General features: G+C 69.4%; 22 protein-coding genes and 1 pseudogene. 10 read left to right on the forward strand and 13 right to left on the reverse strand.

Features of this window, described 5'->3' with window-relative positions; genetic code table 11:
* Window positions 1-27: 27 nt before the first annotated feature.
* Complete coding sequence (locus tag OG624_RS41640; RefSeq protein WP_033220485.1) at window positions 28-1,287, reverse strand: DegT/DnrJ/EryC1/StrS family aminotransferase; 1,260 nt, start codon at window positions 1,285-1,287, stop codon at window positions 28-30.
* Window positions 1,284-2,939 carry a (2,3-dihydroxybenzoyl)adenylate synthase gene (locus OG624_RS41645; RefSeq protein ID WP_051763261.1) on the reverse strand — a complete coding sequence of 552 codons (1,656 nt, stop codon included), beginning with the start codon at window positions 2,937-2,939 and terminating at the stop codon, window positions 1,284-1,286. The genes OG624_RS41640 and OG624_RS41645 overlap by 4 nt, the downstream gene beginning before the upstream one ends.
* A gap of 194 nt (window positions 2,940-3,133) precedes the next feature.
* Between OG624_RS41645 and OG624_RS41650 the strand changes: the two genes are divergently transcribed.
* The 6 genes from OG624_RS41650 (at window position 3,134) to OG624_RS41675 (ending at window position 10,165) form a co-directional block, all read left to right on the forward strand.
* Complete coding sequence (locus OG624_RS41650) at window positions 3,134-4,273, forward strand: ornithine cyclodeaminase family protein (protein WP_244290791.1); 1,140 nt, start codon at window positions 3,134-3,136, stop codon at window positions 4,271-4,273.
* Window positions 4,274-4,414: 141 nt separating this feature from the next.
* A complete protein-coding gene (locus tag OG624_RS41655) occupies window positions 4,415-5,623 on the forward strand; it encodes a cytochrome P450 (protein ID WP_033220312.1) in 1,209 nt (402 codons plus the stop codon).
* Between the two features lie 5 nt (window positions 5,624-5,628).
* Window positions 5,629-5,835, forward strand: a complete 207-nt coding sequence (locus tag OG624_RS41660) for a hypothetical protein (protein ID WP_158711824.1) — start codon at window positions 5,629-5,631, stop codon at window positions 5,833-5,835.
* A gap of 1,133 nt (window positions 5,836-6,968) precedes the next feature.
* Window positions 6,969-8,006 carry a bifunctional DNA primase/polymerase gene (locus OG624_RS41665; RefSeq protein ID WP_331721003.1) on the forward strand — a complete coding sequence of 346 codons (1,038 nt, stop codon included), beginning with the start codon at window positions 6,969-6,971 and terminating at the stop codon, window positions 8,004-8,006.
* A complete protein-coding gene (locus tag OG624_RS41670) occupies window positions 8,003-9,574 on the forward strand; it encodes a DNA primase family protein (RefSeq protein ID WP_331721004.1) in 1,572 nt (523 codons plus the stop codon). The genes OG624_RS41665 and OG624_RS41670 overlap by 4 nt, the downstream gene beginning before the upstream one ends.
* A gap of 207 nt (window positions 9,575-9,781) precedes the next feature.
* Window positions 9,782-10,165: a DUF6009 family protein gene (locus tag OG624_RS41675; RefSeq protein WP_033220322.1), complete on the forward strand. Its 384-nt coding sequence runs from the start codon at window positions 9,782-9,784 to the stop codon at window positions 10,163-10,165.
* A gap of 111 nt (window positions 10,166-10,276) precedes the next feature.
* Here OG624_RS41675 and OG624_RS41680 read toward each other — a convergent pair whose 3' ends face one another.
* The 4 genes and pseudogenes from OG624_RS41680 to OG624_RS41695 all read right to left on the reverse strand — a co-directional run bounded on the left by OG624_RS41680 (window position 10,277) and on the right by OG624_RS41695 (window position 12,552).
* Complete coding sequence (locus OG624_RS41680) at window positions 10,277-10,669, reverse strand: AAA family ATPase (protein ID WP_033220324.1); 393 nt, start codon at window positions 10,667-10,669, stop codon at window positions 10,277-10,279.
* Entirely contained in the window at window positions 10,662-11,075 is a 414-nt protein-coding gene (locus tag OG624_RS41685; protein WP_033220326.1) for a tetratricopeptide repeat protein, read from the reverse strand. Before OG624_RS41685 ends, OG624_RS41680 begins: the two co-directional genes overlap by 8 nt.
* A gap of 76 nt (window positions 11,076-11,151) precedes the next feature.
* Window positions 11,152-11,737 (reverse strand): annotated as a pseudogene (locus tag OG624_RS41690) (helix-turn-helix domain-containing protein); the annotation flags it as partial.
* A 497-nt stretch (window positions 11,738-12,234) separates the two neighbouring features.
* A complete protein-coding gene (locus OG624_RS41695; protein ID WP_244290792.1) occupies window positions 12,235-12,552 on the reverse strand; it encodes a hypothetical protein in 318 nt (105 codons plus the stop codon).
* A gap of 1,383 nt (window positions 12,553-13,935) precedes the next feature.
* Between OG624_RS41695 and OG624_RS41700 the strand changes: the two genes are divergently transcribed.
* Together OG624_RS41700 and OG624_RS41705 are read left to right on the forward strand one after the other, a co-directional pair.
* A complete protein-coding gene (locus tag OG624_RS41700) occupies window positions 13,936-14,283 on the forward strand; it encodes a hypothetical protein (protein WP_033220330.1) in 348 nt (115 codons plus the stop codon).
* A gap of 550 nt (window positions 14,284-14,833) precedes the next feature.
* On the forward strand, window positions 14,834-15,190 hold the full coding sequence (locus tag OG624_RS41705) for a DUF1330 domain-containing protein (RefSeq protein WP_033220332.1): 357 nt from the start codon (window positions 14,834-14,836) through the stop codon (window positions 15,188-15,190).
* Between the two features lie 284 nt (window positions 15,191-15,474).
* Here OG624_RS41705 and OG624_RS41710 read toward each other — a convergent pair whose 3' ends face one another.
* Window positions 15,475-16,566: a ParB/RepB/Spo0J family partition protein gene (locus OG624_RS41710; RefSeq protein ID WP_051763263.1), complete on the reverse strand. Its 1,092-nt coding sequence runs from the start codon at window positions 16,564-16,566 to the stop codon at window positions 15,475-15,477.
* A complete protein-coding gene (locus OG624_RS41715) occupies window positions 16,563-17,747 on the reverse strand; it encodes a ParA family protein (protein WP_033220334.1) in 1,185 nt (394 codons plus the stop codon). Before OG624_RS41715 ends, OG624_RS41710 begins: the two co-directional genes overlap by 4 nt.
* Window positions 17,748-17,986: 239 nt before the next feature.
* On the opposite strand from OG624_RS41715, the gene OG624_RS41720 reads away from it, so the two are divergent.
* Entirely contained in the window at window positions 17,987-18,403 is a 417-nt protein-coding gene (locus tag OG624_RS41720; RefSeq protein WP_158711825.1) for a hypothetical protein, read from the forward strand.
* A 369-nt stretch (window positions 18,404-18,772) separates the two neighbouring features.
* Here OG624_RS41720 and OG624_RS41725 read toward each other — a convergent pair whose 3' ends face one another.
* The 5 genes from OG624_RS41725 to OG624_RS41745 form a co-directional block, all read right to left on the reverse strand.
* A complete protein-coding gene (locus OG624_RS41725) occupies window positions 18,773-19,189 on the reverse strand; it encodes a DUF6624 domain-containing protein (RefSeq protein ID WP_244290793.1) in 417 nt (138 codons plus the stop codon).
* Window positions 19,190-19,649: 460 nt separating this feature from the next.
* A complete protein-coding gene (locus OG624_RS41730) occupies window positions 19,650-20,621 on the reverse strand; it encodes a hypothetical protein (RefSeq protein ID WP_371640951.1) in 972 nt (323 codons plus the stop codon).
* Window positions 20,622-20,699: 78 nt separating this feature from the next.
* Window positions 20,700-21,125 carry a RapZ C-terminal domain-containing protein gene (locus tag OG624_RS41735; RefSeq protein WP_331721007.1) on the reverse strand — a complete coding sequence of 142 codons (426 nt, stop codon included), beginning with the start codon at window positions 21,123-21,125 and terminating at the stop codon, window positions 20,700-20,702.
* A gap of 91 nt (window positions 21,126-21,216) precedes the next feature.
* Window positions 21,217-21,525, reverse strand: coding sequence for an NUDIX hydrolase (locus OG624_RS41740; protein ID WP_331721043.1), 309 nt, complete (start codon window positions 21,523-21,525; stop codon window positions 21,217-21,219).
* A 123-nt stretch (window positions 21,526-21,648) separates the two neighbouring features.
* On the reverse strand, window positions 21,649-21,831 hold the full coding sequence (locus OG624_RS41745; RefSeq protein WP_331721008.1) for a hypothetical protein: 183 nt from the start codon (window positions 21,829-21,831) through the stop codon (window positions 21,649-21,651).
* A gap of 145 nt (window positions 21,832-21,976) precedes the next feature.
* Between OG624_RS41745 and OG624_RS41750 the strand changes: the two genes are divergently transcribed.
* Window positions 21,977-22,846 (forward strand): hypothetical protein, encoded by an 870-nt coding sequence (locus OG624_RS41750; RefSeq protein WP_033220348.1) that lies wholly within the window; start codon window positions 21,977-21,979, stop codon window positions 22,844-22,846.
* The last annotated feature ends 52 nt before the right edge of the window (window positions 22,847-22,898 follow it).

Here is a 22,898-nt window from a genome sequence, read left to right on the forward strand (position 1 = left end):
AAAAAGTGGGCTGCCGCCGGCGGGTCGTCATCGGACCGCCAGCGGCCGGCCCGTCCTGGCGAGGGCCGTGGCCTCGTGCATCGCAGCGGTGACCGACTCGACAAGGTGGTCGACCTGCTCGTCGGTGAGCCCCGGGTGGCAGGGCAGGTTCAGGTGCTCGTCGAACCAGACCCGCTCGGCCTGCGGGCACTCGCCCGGACCGTGGCCGCGCAGCCGCCACTCGGGCAGCAGGTGCAGCGGGAAGTACCGCAGCTGAACCTCCACGCCCCTGCGGTCCAGGGCGCGCACGAAGTGCTCGCGCACCTCACGCCCGGCCGTGACGAAGAACGTGTACAGGTGGTAGGCGTGGGTGCTGCCCTCCGGCGTGCGTTGGAGGCGGGTGCCGGGGAACGCCGAGACGGCGGCGTCCAGCCGGGCCGCGATCCACCGACGGCGCTCGGTGAACCGCTCCAGCGCATCCAGCTGGACCAGCCCGACCGCCGCGGCGGCCTCGGACATGGTGGCGTTGGTGCCCGCTCCCCGGATACCGACGGCCTGGCGGCGGTAGACGTCGGCGGAGAAGCGCATCCACGGCAGCAGCGCGGGCTCGTCGTCCGCGAAGCCGGGCACCGGGGCGAACACCCCGTCCACCTCGTTGCCCCGCAGCCGCTCGACCCGCTCGGCCCAGTCGGCCCGGTTCAGCGTGATCATGCCCCCCTCGCCGAGCGTGGTGATGTTCTTCGTCGAGTGGAAGCTGAAGCACCCGATGTCGCCGAGCGCGCCGGGGCTGTCCCCCTGGTAGGAAGCGCCCAGCGCGTGCGCGCAGTCCTCCACCACCACGACGCCCGCACGGCGGGCCCGGGCCAGGATGGCCGCCATGTCCGCCGGAAGGCCGCCGTAGTGCACCAGCAGGATGGCCTTCGTCCGGTCGGTGATCAGCGAATCCAGGACCTGCGGGTCCATGTTCAGGGTGTCCGGGTCGACGTCGCAGAACCGCACGGTGACGTCGTGGTCGAGCAACGGCTGCACCGTCGCCTGGAACGTCTGCGGGGTGGCGATCACCTCGTCGCCGGGCTGCAGGTCGAGCAGCCGGACGGCCAGCTCCAGAGCCACCGTCCCGCTGGTCACCGACAGCGCGTGGCGGGCCCCGGTGACCTCCCGGAAGCGCTGCTCGAACCGCTCGCGCCACACCCCCGCCGACAGCGGCTCCGCCGAGTGCACGACCGAGGCGAGCGCCGCCAGGTCGGCCTGGCCCACGATGCTCCCCCGGCGCTGGAACGGCACCAGGTAGCGCTGCGCCGCCGTCACCGCGCATCTCCTCGGCCCGCACCGCCACCACTGTGCAGGAGCCCGGCCCGGGCCGCGAGGACCTTCTTGTCCACCTTGTTCAGACCGGTCAGCGGGAAGACCTCCACCACCTCCAGTCGGTCCGGCAGTTTGAAGTCGGCCAGGCCGCGGGCGCGCAGGAGCCGGCGCAGCTCCGGCAGAGTGGGCGCCGGCCCGTCCCGGTCGGCAACCACGTAGGCGCAGATCTTTTCGCCCAGTACGCGGTCGGGCATCGCGACCACCGCGGCCTGCTGCACGCCCGGGTGCGCCGTCAGATGGCCCTCGACCTCCGTCGCGGACACCTTGTCGCCGCCGCGGATCACCACGTCCTTGACCCGGCCCTCGACCACGATCTCACCGGTGGGGGTCCTGCGGACCAGGTCACCGCTGCGGTAGAACCCGTCCGCGGTGAATGCCGAGGCGTTGTGCTCCGGAGCACGGTAGTAGCCGCGCAGCGTGTACGGGCCCCGGGTCAGCAGCTCGCCGACCGTACCGTCCGGCACCTCGCGGTCGTCGCCGTCCACCACCCGGATCTCGTCGGCCGGCGACACCGGCCGGCCCTGGGTGGTCAGGACGACCTGCCGCGGGTCGTCGTAGCGGGTGAAGGTCAGCAGCCCCTCCGCCATGCCGAACACCTGCTGGAGCCGCACCCCGAGCTCGGGCTCGATCCGGGCGGCGACCTCGTCGTGCAGCTTGGAACTGCCTACCTGTACGACGTCCAGGCTGGACAGGTCGTGGCCGGTGCGCCCGGCCGCGTCCAGCCACAGGTGCACGATGGTCGGGATGACCGAGGTCATGGTGACCCGCTCCCGCTCGATCAGCGGGAAGCAGGTCTGCGGGGTCGGGTCCGGCGCGAACACCACCCGGCCGCCGACGCCCAGTACGCCGATGATGCCGGGACAGCCCCACGGGAAGTTGAACTCCACCGGCAGCACCGCCAGGTAGACGGTGTCCTCGCCGAGTTCGCAGATCCCGGCGGTGATCCGGGTCTGGTACGCGTAGTCGTCGTGGGTGCGGGGGATCATCTTCGGCAGCGCGGTCGTACCGCCGGACAACAGGAAGAACGCGACGTCGGAGGCGTCCGGCTCGGGCAGTGCGACCGGATCCTGCTCCAGGGCCGCCAGCGCGACCAGGCCGTCCTCCTCTCCGCCCGGATCGCCCGCCACGAAGACCCGGGCCACGCGCGGGAGCTCCGGCAGCAGGTCGCGCACGAGCGCACGGTGGTCGAACCCCCTGACCTCGTCCGGGATCACCATCGCGACCGCACCGGACAGCTCCGCCAGGTGCCGCAGCTCCGCACTGCGGTACGACGGCAGCGCGAAAACCGGCACCGCGCCCAGCCGGAACAGGGCGAAACAGACCGCCACGAACGACGGGGTGTTCGGCAGCTGCACCAGCACGCGCTCGCGCGGCGCCACACCCTGCCCGGCAAAACCGGCGGCCAGCCGGTCGCACCACATGTCCAGTTCGCGGTACGTCACCCGGGTGCCGTCGTCACCCACCAGGGCGACCCGGTCCCCGTACCTCTCGGCCCAACCGCGCAGCAGGGCACCGAGCGTCTCACCGCGCCAGTACCCGGCCTCGCGGTAGCGCTCGGCGGCATCAGGGGGCCACGGCACGCATCCATCCAGCATCGCTTGTCCTTCCGTCGTGCTCACCAAGGGTCCGGCGCCCTCGGGCGGGCGCCGGCATCGGGTGCCCGGCGAGTCTCGGCAGGCCCGTTGACACCGCGCTGAGCCGGCTGACGTCCCTGCGGGGCCCCGCCCCGTCAGTTGTGTCAGGCGCGTGTCAACAGGCCCTCCGACGATGTCCGCTCAGCCTCCGGCCGGTGCCCGAGGCACCGGCCGACGAGAAACTCTGGGAGCGTTTGATGGAGACCTGGGTCCTGAGCGAGCGCGACGTGACACGGGCTGTGGAGAGCGTGGGCCGCGACGCCCTGATGGACCGCGTCATCGACCGCCTCACCGAGGGCCTCGCCGAAGTCGGCCGGGGCCGCCGCGCGCTCTCCCCGCAGCGCGGCGGATTCAACCGGGAGGAACCGGTCCCGGGTATCTGGGAGTGGATGCCGCACCGCGAAGCCGGCGACAGCATCACCCTGAAGGCCGTCGGCTACAGCCCCGCCAACCCGGGGCGGTTCGGCCTGCCGACCATCATCGGCACGGTCGCCCGCTTCGACGACACGACCGGCTCGCTGACCGCGCTGATCGACGGCGTGCTGCTCACCGCGATCCGTACGGGCGCGGCGAGCGCCGTCGCCAGCCGGCTGCTGGCCGCACCGGACAGCCGCGTGGTCGGACTCATAGGGTCCGGCGCCCAGTCGGTGACCCAGCTCCACGCCCTCACCCGCGTCTTCCCTGTCGAGCGGGTGCTCACCTGGGACGCCGACCCGTCGCACGCTGCGAGCCTCGCCGACCGGGTGGCGTTCCTCGGCCTCGACGTGCAGGTCGCCGAACCGCACCGGATCGCGGCCGAGGCCGACATCATCTGCACCGCCACCACCGTCCCGGTCGGCGGCGGGCCCGTCCTGCCGGCCGATGCCGTGTTCCGCCCCCACCTGCACATCAACGCCATCGGCGCCGACCTGGTCGGCAAGACCGAGCTGCCGCTCGACCTGCTGCGGCGGGCGCACGTGAGCCCCGACCACCCCGAGCAGGCCCGCCACGAGGGCGAGTGCCAGCAGTTGGAGCCGCACGAGATCGGGCTCAGCCTCGGAGAGCTCTGCGCCGATCCGGCGGCCGCCGACGCTCTGCGCGGCCGACTGACGGTCTTCGACTCGACCGGCTTCGCCCTGGAGGACCACCTGGCGATGGAGGTACTGCTGGAGGTCGCAGCCGAGCACGACCTCGGCCTGCGGCTCCAGATCGAGCACCACCCCGCCGACGCCCTCGACCCGTATTCCCCGACCGGCACGCACGCGGACGCCGACACCGCGGCGCACACGGCCGCCATGGCCGTCGACCGCACCTGAGCGGCGGCGGGACGGCACCCGCGCACCGTGCCCCGAGCAGGTGGCCGGTGCCCGTGCGCGAGCCCGCCCTGCCCCGGCCCCCGTACCGGACATCCCTCTCCCCACCGCACCGCCAGCCCCCTGCACCGAAGGAGCCGAAAGATGGCCCAGCAGACCCCTCCCGCACCACCGTCCATGGCGGACGGCGGCAAGGCGATGCTCGCCTGGCTGCGGACGATGCGTGACGAACACCCCGTCCACGAGGACCAGTACGGTGTGTTCCACGTCTACCGCCACAGCGACGTCCTGGCGGTGACCTCCGACCCCGCCGTCTTCTCCTCCGACCTGAGCCGGCTGCGTCCGGACTCCAGTGCGCTCAGTGAGGAGATCCTCTCCGTCATCGACCCGCCGCTCCACCGCAAGCTGCGCAGCCTCGTCAGCCAGGCGTTCACCCTGCGCACCGTGGCCGACCTGGAGCCTCGTGTCACCGAACTCGCCGGCCGGCTGCTGGAGAAGGTCGAGGGCAGCGAGTTCGACCTGGTCGGTGACTTCGCCTACCCGCTCCCCGTGATCGTGATCGCCGAGCTGCTGGGCGTCCCGGCCGAGGACCGCGAGCTGTTCCGCGGTTGGTCCGACCGGATGCTCTCGATGCAGGTCGACGACGCCGTCGAGATGCAGTTCGGGGACGAGGCGGGCGAGGACTACGAGCGGCTGGTCAAGGAGCCGCTCAAGGAGATGCACGCCTACCTCCAGCGGCACGTCGACGCCCGCCGCGAAACGCCGGGCGACGACCTGCTGTCCCGACTGGTGACGGCGGAGATCGCCGGCGAGAGGCTGACGGACCGCCAGATCGTCGAGTTCGGCGCGCTGCTGCTGATGGCCGGGCACGTTTCCACGTCGATGCTGCTCGGCAACACGGTGCTCTGCCTGGAGGAGAACCCCGAGACCGCCGCCGCGCTGCGGGCCGACCGCGCCCTGATCTCGGGCGTCATCGAGGAGGTCCTGCGGATGCGGCCCCCGATCACGGTCGCGGCCCGGGTCACCACCGGGGAGGTCGTCGTCGGCGGGGTGACCATCCCGAAGGATCGGATGGTCATGGCGTCGCTGCTCTCGGCCAATCACGACGAGCGGCACATCCAGGACCCGGAGGTCTTCGACCCCAGGCGCAGTCCCAACCCTCAGCTGGCCTTCGGCCACGGCATCCACTACTGCCTCGGCGGTCCGCTGGCCCGCCTGGAGGGCAGGGTCGCCCTGGAGATGCTGCTGGACCGGTTCGAGGACATCAGGGTCACTCCGGGCGCGCCGTACGACTTCCACCGCGAGGGGCTGTTCGGTGCCCGCTCGCTCCCCCTGACCGTCCGTCGCGGGTGAGCGTCGTGGCACCCGCGGACACCGGCTGGGCCGCCGAGGTGAGTGACGCTCCGATGCACACGCCGTGGGGGGTGCTGGCACAGATCTACCGGATCGCCCTGACGGGCAAGAGCCAGGCGATGACGGCCGAACCGCTCCCGGGTGCTGCCGGCAACGCCGGTACGGGCGGCGACGCCACGGTGCGCAGGCTGCGCCACCACCCACTGCACTGACCGAGGCCCGGCCGCCCTGGTCCCGCCGGCCCGATCCGGCGGTGTACGCCCGGCTGCCCGCGGGTCCGGTCGAGCGCTTCCCCCGGGCGGAAGGCTCTGCCCCTCCCCGGCCGATGTCCAGGTGGCTGCTGTCGCCCCGGCCGCAGCAGTGGCGCCGCCGACGCCGCTCGTGTCCCCCGGTGGCGGCCCGTGCGCGGTATCCGCACGGGCCGCCGGCCGCGGTCGACGCCGATGCCGTTGCCGTTGCCGACCGGCGGGGCCGGTGGCCCTGGACGGCATGAATGATCGTGCTCCCCTCCCGGTGTCGGTGAGCGGTGACCCGATTCCGGCCCGCGTCGAATACCGCTGTGGAATGCGTGACGGCGCATTCACGCCTTGTCCGTCCCGGCCTTCAGGGACCTGGGCCGCCCCCTCCCCCGGTACTCCCTCCCCGGCTCGGGGGACTGAAGCCCGGTGGACACCTTTGAGTCCCTGCCCCTTCGGTCACTGAAGAACCTGCAGGTCAGCGGCTCCGGCAGGGACTGAGAGGGACCGAAGGGACTCAAATCTCCAGTTATGAGCCGCCCACGCTACTTGCAGTAATACCTACTGACTACTTACGCGAGCGCATACACACGCACACACAAAGGTCGGATAGAGCGATTCCGAGTCCCTCCAGTCCCTGAGGCTCGATACACAGGGCTGTGACCTGCGATTTTCTTCAGGGACTCAACAAGCAGGGACTGAAAGCGAATCCGCCGGATTCAGACCTGGGACCGGAAGGACTGCTGCCGTGGCCGCCCAGAGGGGGCTCATGCGGTGCAGGGACGCCGCCGCGACACGCCCGGGTGCGAACGGCCCTCCGAGAAGGGCCCACCCTGACCAACCTGTTGGATAGCGTGAGGGACCAAGGGACCGAAGGGACTGAACTTCTGATACAGCGGTAGCCGCATCCCCGCCTGCGGAGATCTCTGGGGTAGTCTCCGGCACAGTGAACCTTCAGTCCCTCTGGTCCCTGAGGCACGGTCAAGGTGCTCCGTGGAGAACCGCCCGGGGACCGGAGCAGCCGCCGCTCACGATGCGTCAAGGAAGAGCCAGTGCCCGTCCATTCCCAGAGCCTGCCACGTGGTGAAAGTGGCAGGACGGCGCGGGACGTGGCCATCTGGCTGGCCAGGAAGGGCCACCCCGTGCACCCGCTGGCGCCGGGGACCAAGACTCCCGCCCCGAACTGCCCCGAATGCCGCGACCGCCGGCACCCCCCGCAGGAATGCCCGTGCCACGCCCTGGGCCGCTGGTGTCACGGCTTCCACGCCGCCACCGCGGACGTGCCCACGGTGCTGCGGTGGTGGGAGGCGGAGCCCGGGTTCGGTGCGGGCGTCTCCTGCGGCCCGGCCCGGCTCGTGGCCATCGACGTCGACAACCACCCGGGCCCGCTGCCCGAGCGCGGGCGGCTGCTGCCCGGAATCCCCGTCGACGACCGGGTGGACCTGACCGGACTGCAGAGCGGCTTCGACACCCTCGCGCTGCTGGCGGCGTACCGTTCGCGGCCCCATCCGTGCGAGGACACGTCGACCCTGCGCGTCCGTACGCCCTCCGGAGGCATGCACGTCTGGTACCGGGCGCCCAAGGACGGTCCGGGCTTCCGGTCCTCCAGCGGATCGAGCCCCAAGGTGGCGCTCGCCTGGCAGGTCGACGTCCGTGCGGTCGGCGGATACATCGTGGCGCCCGCGACACGCACGACCGCCGGTGTGTACGAGGCGCTGCCCGGAGCGCGGCTCCCTGCCCCCCTGCCGCTGTGGCTGACGACCGAACTCGCCCGCACCGGGCACTCGGTCGAGGACTCCCGCGCGATGCCCCCCGGCGGCCCTGTGGCGGCCCGTCAGCTCCCGCGCGTCCGGTCTCAGGGGCGCACACAAGCCGCAGCACGCGTCCTGACCCCGCTCGTCGACGAGGTGCGGGCCTGCGCGACCAGACCTGCCGGTACGGCGTTCAGCGAGAAGCTCAACCGAGCGGCATTCACCGCGGGAGGACTGGCGGCCACGGGCCACTTCGACCCGCAGGAGTGCCGCCGGCTGCTCCTCGAAGCCGCCGATCACGCACGCCCCCACCAGCCGCGCCGGAACCGCCTCATCGTCGAAACAGGGCTGTGCGCCGGAAGCAACCGACCCATCCACACCGAGGAACGCCCATGAGCAACGCCGGAAGCAGGGGGTTCGACGCCCGGGCCGCGGCGGAACAGCTCGCCGCGTTCACCACGGGCAGCTCCGCCGACACGGCCGAGCCCGGCCGGCGGGGCGACCGGCGCCGCCTGCCCGCGCAGCAGACCGCGACCCCGGCAGCGGTTGCCGCAGGCGACTTCATCTCCGTCGGACTGCTGCGCAACCTCACCGACCGAGGCAACGCCAAGCTGTTCGCGCACCTCCACCATGACCGGTTCCGCCACGTCGAGGGACTGGGCTGGTACGTGTGGAACGAGTACCGGTGGAAGCGCACCGGTGGCGAGAAGGCCGCGATCTGGGCCGCCGGCGAGATGGCGGAGGAACTACCCTGCAACGACCCGCGCGGCGTCTTCACCGACCGGGAACTGGCCCAGCACCGCAGACGCGCCATGTCCACCTCGGGCGTGAAGGCGATGCTCGCCCAGGCCAAGGCCTCCCCCGAACTCGCCCTGGACCCGGACTCCCTGGACGGCGACAAGTACGCCCTGTGCACCCCCGCGGGCGTCGTGGACCTGCGCACCGGTGACCTGCACAAGCCCGACCCCACCCGGGACCTGCACTCCCGAGCCACGTACCTTGCCCCCGAGGCCATGCACACCCCGAGGTTCCACGACTTCCTCCACCAGACCTTCGGCGACGACGGCAAGGGCAAGGAGATGATCGACTTCCTTCATCTCCTGCTCGGCTACTCCATCACCGGCGACGTCGGCGGCCAGGTCCTGCCCTTCCTGTACGGCGTCGGCGCCAACGGCAAGTCGGCCCTCCTCGACGTCGTCATCAAGATCCTCGGCGACTACGCGGACGTCGCCCCGCCCGGATTCCTCATGGAGCGCGGCAAGTTCAACGAGCACTCCACCGAGCTGACGGAGCTCCACGGGCGCCGCCTGTTCGTGTGCAGCGAGCTCAAGCCGCACGACAGGTTCGACGAGGCCCGCGTCAAGCTCCTCACCGGTGGTGACCGCCTCAAGGCACGCCGCATGCGGCAGGACTTCTTCAGCTTCGAGCCCACGCACAAGCTGTGGCTGCTCGGCAACCACCGCCCGGAGGTCGGCACCGGTGGCCACGCCTTCTGGCGGCGGATCCGGCTGATCCCCTTCGAGCGGGTAGTACCCGACCACCGTAAGATCGACAACCTGGCGGAGGCGCTCGTCCAGGAGGAGGGCCCGGGCATTCTGCACTGGATGATCCAGGGAGCCAAGGCCTACCTCGCGACCAAGCCGGCCCTGACCGGGCCCAGCGTGGTCCGCACCGCCACCCAGGCCTACGCCACCACCGAGGACCACATAGGACGATTCCTGTCGGAATGCTGCACCAGCGGGGCGGACCTGCCTGATTCACGAGATCTGAAAGTGGAGCAGGGAGCCCTGTACCGGGCCTACAGTGCCTGGTGCCAGGACGGCGAGGGCCTGCGCCCGGCCACGACCCGCGCGTTCGCCACACGCATCCGCGCGGAGGTCGGTGTGGCCTCACCCAGTGAGATGCTGCGCTCGAACGGGCAGAAGTTCTACCCCGGTCTGGCTCTCTTGGCCGACGAGGAGTAGACACCGCACCACGCAACCGGGCAAACGCGACGTGATGTGTGCTGCCGCACCGGGGGCGGCACGCCTACGATGGACAAGGACGATGAACAGACCCACCATCCGGCGGTGGCCCACCGAGCGGAGCCGCATATCGGCATCGGCGCCGCTCGCGGCGTGGAGGAATCCAGGGCTCGCGAGGGCCGACGTGAACGAGGAAGGATCCAGGCCATGAGCTCGCTACTGACGGCAAGCGATCTCACCCACGAGGACACAGTGGTGTGGCTGGAGGACCCCGCAGAGCTCGATTACGTCCGCCAGGCCTTGGACAAGACCCCCCGGCGCCGGGGGAAGCCGCGTTACCACCGTGACGGGCGCATGATCGGCTTCACCGAGCTCGGCGACACCGCGGAGGCGGACCCCGACAGCGGGCTGTACAAGCGGCGGGTGTTCTACCTGCTGCCGCACGACCGGGACTCCGAGCCCCACGGCCTGTACAAGGAAGGCGCTCCGGGCGAAGCCGTGGACCCCCGCACGATCGCGCCGCGGGAGGTCGGCAAGAAGACCGTCCGCTCGCAGCGCGGGCCGTCGGCGTCCGCGCCGACGGTTGCCTGACCCGGCCCCTCAGGACCCGCGTACCACCGGCGGCCGGCCACGACATGCGCAGTGCGTTCGCCGCCTCCCCGGTGAGCGAATCCCCCTGGGCCGCGAGGAACGACTCCGTGATCAGCACCGGGTGGTCGGTCGCGTAGGAAGGGAAGTCCACCCGGGTGCGTGTGATGTCTTGATCGCCGTCTCGCCGAGGTGCTGTCCCACGAGGTCGACGCGCCGCACCTCGACGACGTGGCCCTGCTCCAGCAGGCCGAGTCCGGCGAAGACGTTGCCGACGATGCGGGCGACGGTGGTCCTGCCCGTGCCGGGCGGTCCGGCGAACACCAGGTGCTGAGGGGCCGGCGCCGCGGCCGGCCCCTGCCCTTGCCCCTGGCTGTGGCGCACGGCCGCCATCCGCAGCTGGGCCGACAGGCTCCGCACCTGGCGTTTCACCGGGGCCAGACCGACCATCGCGTCCAGATCGGCCATCGCCTCGCCCAGCAGCGCCGAACGCTCCTCGTCACTCAAGGTGCCTCCGGAGGAGTTCGCGGCCTGTTGCTCCACGGCCGGGGGCGGCCTGGACCGGCACGGGTGCCGCCGGTGCGGTCAGCGCCTTGGCGCGCTGGGCCACATCGCCCAGGCCGGGGCTGTACCGGAACGCCGTCTGGAAGTGCTTCAGTGCCTCCTCGGCACGGCCGAGCTGCTCAAGGGCGCGACCGCGCAGGTAGGCGACCTCGCCGAGGAAGCGGCCGCGGTCGTCGCGCAGGGTGGCGGTGTCGGACCGTTGTCGCCACCTCGCCGCGCTCGCCAGGAATTCGACGACGAAGCCGAGATTGTCCGTGCGGACGTAGCTGTCGTACCGCCCGAGGAACGCCCAGGGGTCCCAGATACCGGCGTGGTTCCGGGAGGTGAGGGAGGTCGCGAAGGCTCCCATCGGCTCGGTGCCCGAGTACCACGGCTGACCGGCTTCGACAACGGGCCCCCAGGACCCCCTGTAGCCGTAGCCGATGGTCCTTGTGCCGACCGCCGCGTTCGGCCCACTGCCGACCAGGGTGGGGCTGGAGGTTGGGCGGTCCGAACTCGGCCATGCAGAAGACGACTTCGGGTTCGCCTTTCTCGGGTATGACCTCGCCGTCGGCGATGGCGTAGAGGTGCTCGGCCCTCGCCTTCTTGGCCGCGTAGTCGGGGTCGCGGGAGGTCTTCCAGGTCTTCACGCGTTGAAAGGAGATGCCCTCCTAGCGGAGCAGGACCCGAAGGCCCTCGTGGCTGAAGTCGTCGACCCCCCCCTCGGCGACCAGGAAGTCGGCCAGTTCGGCCAGTTCGGCCAGGCTCCAGGTCGAGAACGGCAGACCGTGCTCGACCGGCCTCGACTTGGCGATTTCCTTGATATCCCGGCGCTCGGGCTGGGTGAGGATCCGGGCCGGCCGCCCTTGTACTTCGGGTGGAGCGATTCGAAGCCGTCGGCGTCGAAGTTGTGGATCACGTCGCGGACCCGTTCCGCGCTGGTGAACGTGACCTCGGCGATCTTCGCCACGGGCATGCGCTGGGCGGACAGCGGACGATCCGCAGCAGCCGTCTGCCCTCGTCGTCATCGATCTCGCGGACCTGTACGCGTTCAGCCGCGTGATCATTCCGCCGTCCGGTGACACCCGGAACAGCGACAGGGCGGCACGTCGCGACGGGGCGAACGTTGTCTGATGCGGCACCAGGTGCCAGGCGAACCCCGACCTGACGCGGTTCGATGTGGCGGCGTCCACTGATGCCGACGTGCACTCAAGGAAGTCTAGAAGTGTGTGAAGTTCAGTCGCTTCAGTCGCTCCCCCGCCCCCCACCATCTGCTACTCAGGCGAAGAGGGCCCTCCGCTGCGGTGGAGGGCCCTCTGTTATGCCTGCTCAGGTCAGGCGACCTGCAGCTTCGGCCGGCCTGTGGGCGCAGGCGGCGTCCGGTGGCAGGTGGGGAGCTTCAGGTCGGGCAGGTCCCCGGCCTGGATGCGGGGAAGGGCGTCAAGGAACGCGGCCTCCATGGTTTCGGGGGTCTCGTACTTCGCCGCGAGAGGATGTAGGCGGTACGAGTTGTGGGTCTGACAGCGCTATCACCCGATTCGTTTCCTTCCACGGACGCCCGTGCCGGCTCCGAAGTCGAGGTCCAGCTCCTCCTGATGGGCGCCTTCGGGTCCCACCGCGTAGGGGAAGGCCTCGGGGTTGCGATCGTGGCGTCCGGCGATGTCGGCGAGCACCTCATGCTGAGCGGTGCTGTTGCCGTGGAACCACAGGCATACGTGGATCCGGTACCGGAGTTCGAAGCGGCGGCACTGCTCGACATGAGACTTCCTCCACGTGTGAATCGCCGCGCCACCGTATGGCGGTCGGCCAACACAGAAGCCTCCAACCTGAACCTCACTTGAGGTCATGCCCTGTCACCTCGCCCCCGGCCCGATGGAATCGAATCGGCGGACGGTCCGTCGCAGTGCGTGGGGGTTTCCACATGACGCGCCCTGCATCACGGTGTCCAGGAGGGCGCAGGTCTCGAGGACTGTCGCCGCTGCACCAGTGCGTGTGGCCCGACTCGTCGTCAGACCATCGGTGGTGCTCAACCCCGTGGACGTAGTCCTTTCCACAGGTCCAGTGCGCCGACGACGGGCTCAACTCGACAATTCGCGCATCGTCACTGAAATGCGACGCCAAGAATGGGCCTTCCAGTCGACGAACTCGGCACGGCCGGTAGGAATCGACCTGTGATCACCTGACAGGCCCGCAGGTGGCCTCTGGCGGCTTTTCGGCTGCCGATTCGCCCTCCGACCACTGGAAATGAGGGGCTGGGGGAAGCGCGACCGAGGTCCTTTCGGCCTTCTCGGACGGAAGCCCGATGATGACCCCTCGGACGCACCCCGCCCTGGACGGCTACGTCGACGTGGTCGCGGGTCCCGACGCCAGTCGGGGCACAACGTTCGACCTGATCCACGCCTCCGCCGGCGCGAACCGGATTCGCCCCGACGCCCCGACGCCCCGACGTCGCGTACTCCTGCACCACCGACGAACCGCCCATCGCCGACGTTCTCCTGCGCGACATCCAGCTCGACGACATCCAGCTCGACGACATCCAGCTCGACGACATCCCGCGCGTCACCGGCACCATCGTCCGGCCCGACGCCCCGGTCCCGGCTCATCATGGATGCCCTGGAGGTCCTGGACGCCGCACCGGCCCAGTGCTGCACGACCTCGCGATCGAGCGCTGGGGCAACTACACGACGGTCTTCGACGCGGACCGCAACACCGTGCCGGCGTTCGCCGCGGACGGGAAATGGGTCGGCGACGCCGCCAAACCCGATGCCATCAACGATCTGGTCGCGGGCGGCTGCCATGTCGGGCAGCCAAGTCTCCTCGACTCAGGACTCGACGTCGGCAGGCGTATGACGTCCTGGACGTCAGGATCGAGTCTCGTCTTCGTGGGGTCGGGATCGAAACAGGGGCCAGATCCAGGCACCGGTTCAGTCCGGCCGGTCCTCGGAGGTCGTCTCTGCAGTGTGCTGCCGGCGAAGCCTGCGGACGAACGCAGTGGCACCAGCGACGAGCAAGGATGCGGCAATGCTTCCCAAGAACTCGGGCGCTGCTGCCATGAGGAGGCTCACGGCTGGCTCCTGAGGCCCCGCACCGCCTGGGCTCGGCGGCGTTCAAGCTCGGCAGCGATCCGGCGGACCTTGCGCCTGACGCGTTCTCCGCCGGTGGTGGGTTCAGCCGCGCCTGCGTGCTGAGCGGCCTCGGCCCAAGTGGACACCTGCGGATGGGCCCACGCCATGGCGATGGTGCGCTCGGTCGGCAGCAGCGCTCGGATGAGGGCGGCGAGCCGGGCGTTCTCCGGATCGATGTGTCCCGGCCGCGAGGTCGTGAAGTGTCAGGCCGTCGCCCAGCGGGGTGTCGAGCAGCAGGACTCGGCCATGACGGGTGCGGCGGCGCCACACAGGTGTCAGGTGGCGGTGCGCGGCCTGGGCATCGGCGCGGAGTCGGGCTACGGAGGTCTCGTCGAGGCGCATGCCTTCGTGCAGCGGCTGGACCCATTCGCCCAAAGCGACTGGATCTGCTTGGCGAGCACCTCGCTTGTTCGAGAACAGACAGCAGGTCTTCTCAGGAATGCTGCGCCATGACGCTCCATGGTGGGGTGCTAACGGCGTTAGCACCCGCGGGCGCTTTGTGTCGCCAAGCGCCTGGCCGCAGCCCCCTCTTGCAAGCCTGCCGCGATCCAGGCAGCTGCCCAACCTGTCGGACGGTCCTCAGCTGGGGGGCTTGGCTCTCAATCGCGGCCTGTGTTTCTTGAGTGAGTCCGCGCGGCGCGGAGCGCTGGGTGGCACAGCCGGAAGTGACGCAAGAGCCGGCGTACTGCTGGCTGTGATCCGGGGACGTGAGCCTCCTGTAGCGCTTCTGCAGCGTCCGGCGTGGTCAGTGGGTCGGCTCCCTCGCCCCTCCCCCGCTTTCGAACCACTGCCCGCCTCGGTCTCCTGTTGCGGTAGCCACGGCTTGGTTCGGTCACGAAGTTGGCTTCTGGCGTGAGAAACAGAGCGGTGGCCGGCCTGCAGACGACCTCAAGTGGTTCCTCGACCTCGCGGCAATTACCTCCGGGGTCATCGCACCGTTCAAGGGCCCTCAGCTACGTTCACGGTCATCACTCACTCCCCACCGGAACAAGGGAGCCTCATAGTGCCCGCTTACGGCTTCGCTCATCTCCGCAGCCGCCGGAATCACTCCGACGTCATCGAGTACCTGGAGAGCATTCAGGCGACCCTCGACCCGTTCGCAGGTCGCTTCCTCATCCACGGTCCGCCGGCCGAAGTCGTGGAGGGCAGTTGGCCCGGCAGCATGGTGCTGATCGAGTTTCCTAGCCTTACCCAAGCCCGTGCCTGGTACGACTCCCCCGCCTACCGGACCATCCTGCACCTGCGTACCGACCACATCCAAGGCGACCTACTGCTGATCGAAGGTGTCGGGCCGAACTACCAGCCGGCCGAACGAGCTCGCAAGCTACGAGCAGAAACATGCCGTGTGAGCCGGCAGTAGGTCATGGGCGCCGGTCAGGTACGGGGACGACGTGGCGAGGCAGGCGGCCATGGGAGCGCCCCTGATTCACAGGGCCGTCGATCTTCGATGTACCGAAAGGGGCAGTCGTCAAAAGTCGATGCGTCTGATCACCGTCCGGTGAGGCCGCTCACCATGAGCGACACGGACAGCACCGCCACTGCTGCGAGTGGGTGCTAACGCCGTTAGCACCCACCCCCTCAACGCACCGGAGCCCGCCCGGCCAGATGGCCAAGCGGGCTCCGCACTGCGCGCTCGAAGGAGAGCTACCCGTTGCCGTGGGCGGTGAGGAGCCGCTCAAGGAGAACCTCGCGCTGCGCCTCATCCATCTTCTCGAAAATCAGATCGGCAACTCCGTTGCCGTCGTGCCACGGCACGCGGGGGAGCTTGAGGATGTCGACGAGGTGGGGCTCGTCCGTTGCCGGAGCGGCCGGCACCTGGTCGTCGGGCTCCGCTTCGGAACGCGAACGGTCGCCGGTGACTCCTACCGGAGCAGGAAGAGGAGCGAGAGCGGGGGCAGGGGTGCTAACGGCGTTAGCACTTGGTGCGAACTGCTCGCGCGTTTCGGCAGCGGGGGGAGTGCTAACGGCGTTAGCACTCGTGGCGCCTACCTGCTTCCGCTGCTTGGCAGCCGCTCGCTTGGCCAGGGCTTCCTCCGCGGCGCTCTGCTGCTGTTGTGTGGGGAGCCGGCCGACGTTACGGGCGATCTCCACGGGGAGGCTGCGGTCCTCCACCGCCTCTTGGAGCTCCGGAGTGAGCTTGAGGAGCGCGAGGCGCTGTGTGACCCACGGACTGGACTTGCCCAACGCTCTGGCGACAGCACGCTGGGACCCGTGGACATGGACGAGCCGCTGGAGAGCCTTCGCCTCGTCCAACGGATCGAGGTTCTCGTGTTGAACGGCTGCGGTGAGGGCCGTCTCCAAGAGGGTGTCGGCGTCCTGGGCGAGGGAGTCGTCGACGTGGACGGGAACGTCATCCAGGCCGGCGAGGTTCGACGCCGCCAGGCGACGGTTCCCGTCGACGACGATGTAGGCGGCCTCACCCAGCCCGTCCACGTGGCCGGGGTGGGCAGTGAGGAAGGCCTCACGGGTGACGACCGTAAGAGGCTGGATGACGCCTCGTGCCGTGAGGCTGTCGGCGAGGTCGTCGACAGACTTGAGTTCCTCGCGCGGGTTGTAGGGGTTGTGGGCCAGGGTGCCCACGGCAACACGCAGCGTCCCGGTCCGGCCGGTGGCGGCCTGTTCGGCGGCGGGGCCGTCCTGACCGGAGAACCTCGCGAAGGAAGCCGCGCGGCTACTCATCGGCTGGGCGACCGCGTTGAAGGTGGGGGAGTCCCCCAGCATGTCCGCCTTGCTCATGGTGTCCTCACCCCTCGGGCGATCTGCCGCATCTGGTGGGACTGCTCGCAATCGGGTGCGTAGTCCAGCAGCGGGCGCTGCTTACGGACCGCCTCGCGCTGCTCCTTCACGTCGGGCACGACGGCGAGGACCGGGGGAGTGCCCAGGGACTTCCACTTGTCGAGCGACGACGTCGCGATGTACCCGCGACGGCTGTCGAACTTGTTGACGACCAGACCCAGCTGCTCGATGGCGATGTCGAAGTCCCGGGAGAGGGAGTCGATCTGCTGGATGAGCATCCCGTACGCCTGGGCAGAGGTGTCCTCGGCTTCGACGGGGATGACGAGGCCGGAGGCGCCCGGCTTCTCGTCGTCGCGCTGGCGTCCGTAGTTGAGGGCCGCGTCCATGGCGAGGCCGAGGCTGGGGGGCGAGTCCACGACGATGACGTCGAATTCGTCTTCGAGGGAGGCGAGGGCGCGTTCGAGAGCGGCGTGGCGGGGGCCGCGGAAGACGGTGAGTCCCGAGTCCAGGAGGAACGCGTCGAACGCGGCGGGCAGGATCCGGAGGCGGCCGCCGAACCGGTCACCGTCTATGGCGATGGTCAGGTCGAGGAGCGACTGCTTGGCCTGCTCCCGGTGCAGCATGTGCGTGATGAGGCTTTCCTCGCCGGCGGGAATCGCGGTGAGGCCGAGCTGGTGGGTGAGGTGCCCCTGCGGGTCGTAGTCGACGAGAAGGACCCGCAGGCCACAGATGCCCGCACCGGCCGCGGCGCCGACGGCAGTCGGGTCTTCCGCGAGTGCCTGGGCAAGACCTGCGGATACCGCGGTCTTGCCGACACCGCCCTTCTGGTTGCAGACGATGATCCGCCGGGTCGTGGCCTGGACCCCGGCAGGGTGGTCGGCCAGCCACAGGACCACGGACTGGGCCAGCCCCTGGATGTAGGAGACGCCACGCTCCCGGCAGTCGGCCTTGAAGTCCTCGTAGAGGCCTTCGGGCAGGTAGGTACCGAACGAGTCGGCGCCGGCGGTGTTGACGGCAGGAAGTTCGTCCGTGCAGTCCCGCCAGGCCTGGATGCCACCGGCGACGGCATCCTGCATGTCGGTCTGGAGCTGCGCCGCGCGGACCTTGAGAGCTTGCTGGAGGTGAGCGGGCAGCTTGGAGACGAGCTTCTCCCGCTCACCTCCCGAGATGGGAGATGACATAGGCGGCAGCATACTGCCGCCAGCATGGTTTCAGACCACACGTTAGGTGCGTTTTGCCTAGTTTCCGCGGTAGTTGCTGTCTGGGTGCTAACGGCGTTAGCACCCAGACAGCAACAGCAGGACAACCCGACGACTGACACTGACCCGCTGTCCTGTCTCACTGAAGGTTGACCAATCTCACTGAAGATTGACCGTTGCGGTGTTGTCTCAACGAGACATCCCGCTGGCACCCTGGTGGTGTGGATGACTTCACCGAGCAAGGGCTTCGCGACGCGATTGCCGCAGCGGAATCGCCGGCCTGGTCTGTGAGGGCTGCCGCAGGACGACGTCTGGCGGCAGCATCGCAGATTGAGGGTGTCGCAGGAGTCCTGCACCGTCTCTTGCTGGACGCACAGGACACCGGCGTGACCTCGGATACTGCGTCAGCTCTCTTGGCTCGGAGAGATCTGGCCGGCCTGCGGGCCGTACTCGCTGCTCGTGCAGTCGCCTCTGACCAGGGAACTGTCGATCAGCTCGCTGCGGAGCTTGACTGTGACCCGCGCTGGGTGACCGGACACGACGGCGACGAGCTGATCGTGCAGCTCCGGTCGTTGGTAGCGGACCGAGACCCCGATGTCCGCAACGAAGCCCAACTGCGACTTGCACGCCTGCGCTGATCGGTAGGCACTGACCAACCTTCGGTGAGATCGGTCAATCCTCAGTGAGACAGGACACCCGCGTACCAGCCTGGGAAGCGCCGCGCCCGACCCAGGCAATTCACGCAGGCCTGGTCCGGCCGAAGCAGAGGAACGGCGCACTGGACAGCTTCATCAGGCCCGGAGGGCTGAGACCGGCAGAAGGTCGCGAGCCTTCAACCCGGGACCGCCGACGACGTCGATTCATCGCCCGGGGAAGTTGGGGAGGAGCACCGGAGGGCGAGGGCAGTCACCTGGGTGGGTTGCCGGCGAAGGACCAGGCGTCCGACCCTCCACCAGCCGCACTTATGCTCCGGGCAGTACCGGCGCGAGCCGCTGAACCGCCGGTCGTTACTCCTGGCCACGCATCCGACGGTCGTACGCCGCCGACGGCTCCAGACCTACTGCCTCACGCCGGGCATCGAGACCCTCCGGATCGGCAACTGCGTGCAGCCTCAGGCCGGTACCGTCCGGGCCGCTGACGTATTGCGTCCCGTACACCTGCGGCTCGCCGGCCCCGACCAGACACCTGTCGGTGAGGTAGGCGAGATGACGACGAGGTGCCTGCCCGGCTTCGACAGCGGCCGTGAGCAACTCCAAGGCACGCTGCTGGAACTGCGGCTCACGATCCGCGTGCTGGGCTAGGAGCCACGCCATCTCGGCGCCTTCTTCTCCGACCAGATCGACACCGGGCCAGCCGTGCTCGGCGACGATGCTCTTGAGCCACGCGGTGTTGTCCGCGTCGATGCTCAGGAGATCACCGGCCAAGCCGGTCTCCTGCGCCGCGCGACGGGCTTCCTGGTCCCTGCCTGCTCGCCGGTTCAGAGCTTCTGCGAGTTCGGAGTTCACAACGCAGGCTCTCGGACATCGCGCGGATGGCGCAATCCGCCGAGTCTGCGAGTGTCGGCGTTGATCATGAGAGCGTGATCGGGCATGAGGTTCTTCCTACCCCGTGGCTCGGCAGAGACTCACTCGGCTATGACGCTGCGAAAAGGATCAAGGGCAGGAAAGGCCGTTGCCGCCGACTCCTGCGGCCTGCCGCTGCAGGTCTCGGCTCATGCATCCCGAGACCACCATCGTGGGGGCCCACTCCGCCTATGCCGGCCAATCGTTATCTTGGCCAGGGCAGCGAGCCGTGCAGCAGCCAGGCGGAGTGGACTGGGCTGGCAGGACCGCTCGCCACACAACCCGCACCACCGGACCACGGCGAAAAGCTGGCAAGGAGCTGCTACTCGCTCTTCTTCGGGCGGGGGAGCTTCCAGCGATCCGCCCGATATCGCGCAGGCTCGTTGTTGCCCGGCTTCGGCGGGTTGAGAGTACGAACCACGGCGCAATCAGGCGTCAAAGTGAACGTCACCTTCAGCCCGTTGACCGTGATGGACGCGGGCCCGATGGTCACCCTGCCCTTGGTCGGCGCCCGCAGCAGACTGTCCACCACCGCGCGCAGCGCCTGTGGACGCTCCTCGAGGGGAACATCACGGAAGAACGGGGAGTTCAGGGCATCGGCGTGGAAGAGGACATCGGGGCGGCGGCCCGCGCGACGAATGGACTCCTCGTCGGTGACGGGACGCCTGGGATGCGGCAGGGGTACAGCCCGGCCGTCCCGGTCGTACGCCTGATCGGCGTCGAACAAGGGCCAGGTCGGTACGGGAAGCGCCGCCACCCGGCGTGCCTCCGCCTCCGCACGTTCGACGCGCATGCGCTCCTCGTGCGCCGCCTGCCGCTGCGCCTGCTCCTCCTGCCGCCGCGCCTTGAGCCGCTGGGCTTCGGCTTCCATCCGACGTCGCTCGTCGAGTTGGTGCAGCAGGTCCTCGGTCGGGATATGGGTCTCCTGATCGAACCAGGAGACCGCCGGGCCCAGGTACGCAACGACACGGCGACAGGCGCTGTCCAGGATGAAGGCGTACGAGCTCTCGGGCGAACCGTCGTCCGGGCTGTCGGCCTTATGGCTGCGGGCACGCCATCCCGACGGGCTCCGGGCGATCCTGCCGGTCTGCAGGATCCGCTCAAGGAGCTGGCGGATCTGCTGCTCAGCGGTCTCGTCGGAGACGATGTGCGCGGCCACGTAGGCACGACGCACGGCCGGGGATATCTCGACCTGCTGCGCAAGCACTCGCGCCTCGTCCGGAGCGAAAGGGTCAACAGCAGTCCACTGCACCTCAGTCCTCCCAACCGAACGGGGCGCCGAGTTGTAAGTCATGCTCCAAAGGTAGCGACACCCCCTGCCCTCCCGACACCACGGGGGCACGTGAGTGTGCCCCGCGGCGGAAGCGTCGGATCATCGGGCGGTCTCCTGCTCGGGGTGGGCGGTGGGCGTCTTGAGGACGCGCGGCAGATGGACGTGCAAGTGGTCGACGACGACCTCGCGGCCGCGGGCGCGGAGTTCACGTCCGAGGAGTTCGGTGAGTCCGGATGCCCTGTGCCTACCTCCTGCACAACCGATGGCGATGTGGCTGGGGCCGGCGGGGAGGTCGGTGTAGTCGGCGAGGTTGGCGAGGAGCTCGCGGGCGCCGGGGGTGTTCAGGACGACGTCCTGGACGCGGAGGTTGAGGCCGTCGAGGTCGAGGATGTCGCGGGCGGCGGCCGGGTCGCGGAGCCGGGCGCGGACGTCTTCGATCCGGTCGGCGGCGGGCGGGACGGGGGAGCCGTCCGGGCCGGTGGGCAGGTGGAGGTAGCCGAACGAGGTCAGGCGGATCGGGTGCATGAAGGTGCCTCCAGGTTGCTGGTGAGGAGCGGAACGGCGGAGCGCCGGCCCGAGCCGGGAAGGCCGGGGCGGCGCTCCGGGTGGTGGCTCGTCAGGAGTTGGGGATCACGGCCGCGCTGATGATGTCGGCGTGGTCGAACGCCACCTGCTCGGGCAGCTCGTCCAGGGGCCACCAGCGGGCGGTGCGGGCGTCGTCTCCGGCGGTGGCCTGCGTGCCGTCAGCGACGACGGCCATGTAGGCGAAGGTGACGTAGCGGCCGCGCGGGTCCCGGTCGACCTGTTCCCAGACGCCGATCTGGTGCAGGGCGCCGACGGGGACGTGGACGCCGGTCTCTTCGGCGAGTTCGCGGGCTGCGGCCACGTACGGCGCTTCGCCGGCGTCGACGTGCCCGCCCGGCAGCGCCCAGGCGCCTTCGAAGGGGGCCGGCCGCGCTCGATCAGCAGGACGTGGCCGCTCGGGGTGACGGTGACCACGTCGGCGGTGTACTGGACGGTCTCGTTCTCGGTCATCTTCGCCTCTCGGTTAAGGGTGGGCGGTGTCGGTGACGACGAGGAACTGGTCGCTGGCGAGGTCCATGACGACGCGGGCGTCGGTGCCCTGGGCGCGCTGGGCGGCGGCGTATTCGTCGGCGGGCCAGGATCCGCGGGGGTGGCCGGCGGGGAACCGCTTCAGGACGGTGCGCTGCGCGGGGAGCGTGGCCGTCATCGCGCGGGGCCGTTCTCGAAGGTGTGCGGCAGAACTCCAGAGCCGTGCCCAGCCTGCTGGCTAATCCCGAGGCACTCAGTGGTTCCGCGGCCCTATCGTCTCGGCCATGGACTCAGAGCAGCTGAAAAGATCATCACAACGGTGGATGAGTGCCGCACTGGCGGCCTTCGTCGAGGGGCCGGAGGGCTACGACTTCGCCGTTCACCATGCTGGGATCGCTACGGAGCACCTGCTCAAGGCCTACCTCGCTGGGATTCACCCGGCGCTGATCGTCGACGGCCGGCACTTCGACTCGCTGCTGCATGCCACGGGGCTGGGCTCCCACGCGGGCCCTCTGGCCAAGGTGAAGACCATCGGTCTCGCTGAGGCCCATGAACGGGTGCTCAAGCTCCTCCCCAAGAAGATCCCGATCGACAAGAAGGCTCTGGAGCCTCTGGCGGACGCCCGAAACGGGGTCGCACACAGCGCGATACACGACGCGACGCAAGCCGAAGCGGTCTTCACGATCTGCTTGCGCTTGGTCGACCCGGTTCTCGAAGAACTGAAGATCGATCCGAACGGATACTGGGGCCCCTACCTGGTCCTGCATCACAAGCTGGTCGATGAACAGGTCCGAAAGGAGCGAGTTGCGGCGGAAGCTCTGCTGGTCAAGGCCCGCGCAATGTTCGAACAACGATTCGGGCACATGTCGCGCAAGGAGCGCGATGTGGTGCTGGCCGCGATCACCAGTCAGCCCCTGCTCACCATGAGCCGGGAAGCTCCGAAGCAGTGCCCGGCCTGCGGATCCCAGGGGTGGGTGGCTGGCGAGGTAAACCTTTACGCAGACGCCAGCGGCCTGAACGAGGTCTACCTCGTCCCCTATGGCTTCCACTGCGCAGCATGCGACCTCGAAGTGGACAGCAAGCTCCTCATCCACTTGGGTGACCTGAACGAGGACGTCCTACTGGATGACGACCCCTACGACTACATCGACGACGAACAGCCGGTTGACGAAGACATCATCAGGGGCCGATGAGCCAGCTCACCCGACCACTCCGCAGGTTGTGATATCAGCAGTTACCAATATC

This window comes from Streptomyces virginiae (genome assembly GCF_041432505.1).
Classification (GTDB): Bacteria; Actinomycetota; Actinomycetes; order Streptomycetales; family Streptomycetaceae; genus Streptomyces; species Streptomyces virginiae_A.

What these genes read in the sequence shown, in the direction of transcription:
- OG624_RS41645 (WP_051763261.1), bottom strand. Translation starts at nt 2,939, where the DNA reads ATGCTGGATGGATGCGTGCCGTGGCCCCCTGATGCCGCCGAGCGCTAC.
- OG624_RS41655 (WP_033220312.1), top strand. Translation starts at nt 4,415, where the DNA reads ATGGCCCAGCAGACCCCTCCCGCACCACCGTCCATGGCGGACGGCGGC.
- OG624_RS41670 (WP_331721004.1), top strand. Translation starts at nt 8,003, where the DNA reads ATGAGCAACGCCGGAAGCAGGGGGTTCGACGCCCGGGCCGCGGCGGAA.
- OG624_RS41675 (WP_033220322.1), top strand. Translation starts at nt 9,782, where the DNA reads ATGAGCTCGCTACTGACGGCAAGCGATCTCACCCACGAGGACACAGTG.
- OG624_RS41685 (WP_033220326.1), bottom strand. Translation starts at nt 11,075, where the DNA reads ATGGGAGCCTTCGCGACCTCCCTCACCTCCCGGAACCACGCCGGTATC.
- OG624_RS41695 (WP_244290792.1), bottom strand. Translation starts at nt 12,552, where the DNA reads ATGACCTCAAGTGAGGTTCAGGTTGGAGGCTTCTGTGTTGGCCGACCG.
- OG624_RS41700 (WP_033220330.1), top strand. Translation starts at nt 13,936, where the DNA reads ATGGCGATGGTGCGCTCGGTCGGCAGCAGCGCTCGGATGAGGGCGGCG.
- OG624_RS41710 (WP_051763263.1), bottom strand. Translation starts at nt 16,566, where the DNA reads ATGAGCAAGGCGGACATGCTGGGGGACTCCCCCACCTTCAACGCGGTC.
- OG624_RS41715 (WP_033220334.1), bottom strand. Translation starts at nt 17,747, where the DNA reads ATGTCATCTCCCATCTCGGGAGGTGAGCGGGAGAAGCTCGTCTCCAAG.
- OG624_RS41730 (WP_371640951.1), bottom strand. Translation starts at nt 20,621, where the DNA reads ATGACTTACAACTCGGCGCCCCGTTCGGTTGGGAGGACTGAGGTGCAG.
- OG624_RS41735 (WP_331721007.1), bottom strand. Translation starts at nt 21,125, where the DNA reads ATGCACCCGATCCGCCTGACCTCGTTCGGCTACCTCCACCTGCCCACC.
- OG624_RS41745 (WP_331721008.1), bottom strand. Translation starts at nt 21,831, where the DNA reads ATGACGGCCACGCTCCCCGCGCAGCGCACCGTCCTGAAGCGGTTCCCC.
- OG624_RS41750 (WP_033220348.1), top strand. Translation starts at nt 21,977, where the DNA reads ATGAGTGCCGCACTGGCGGCCTTCGTCGAGGGGCCGGAGGGCTACGAC.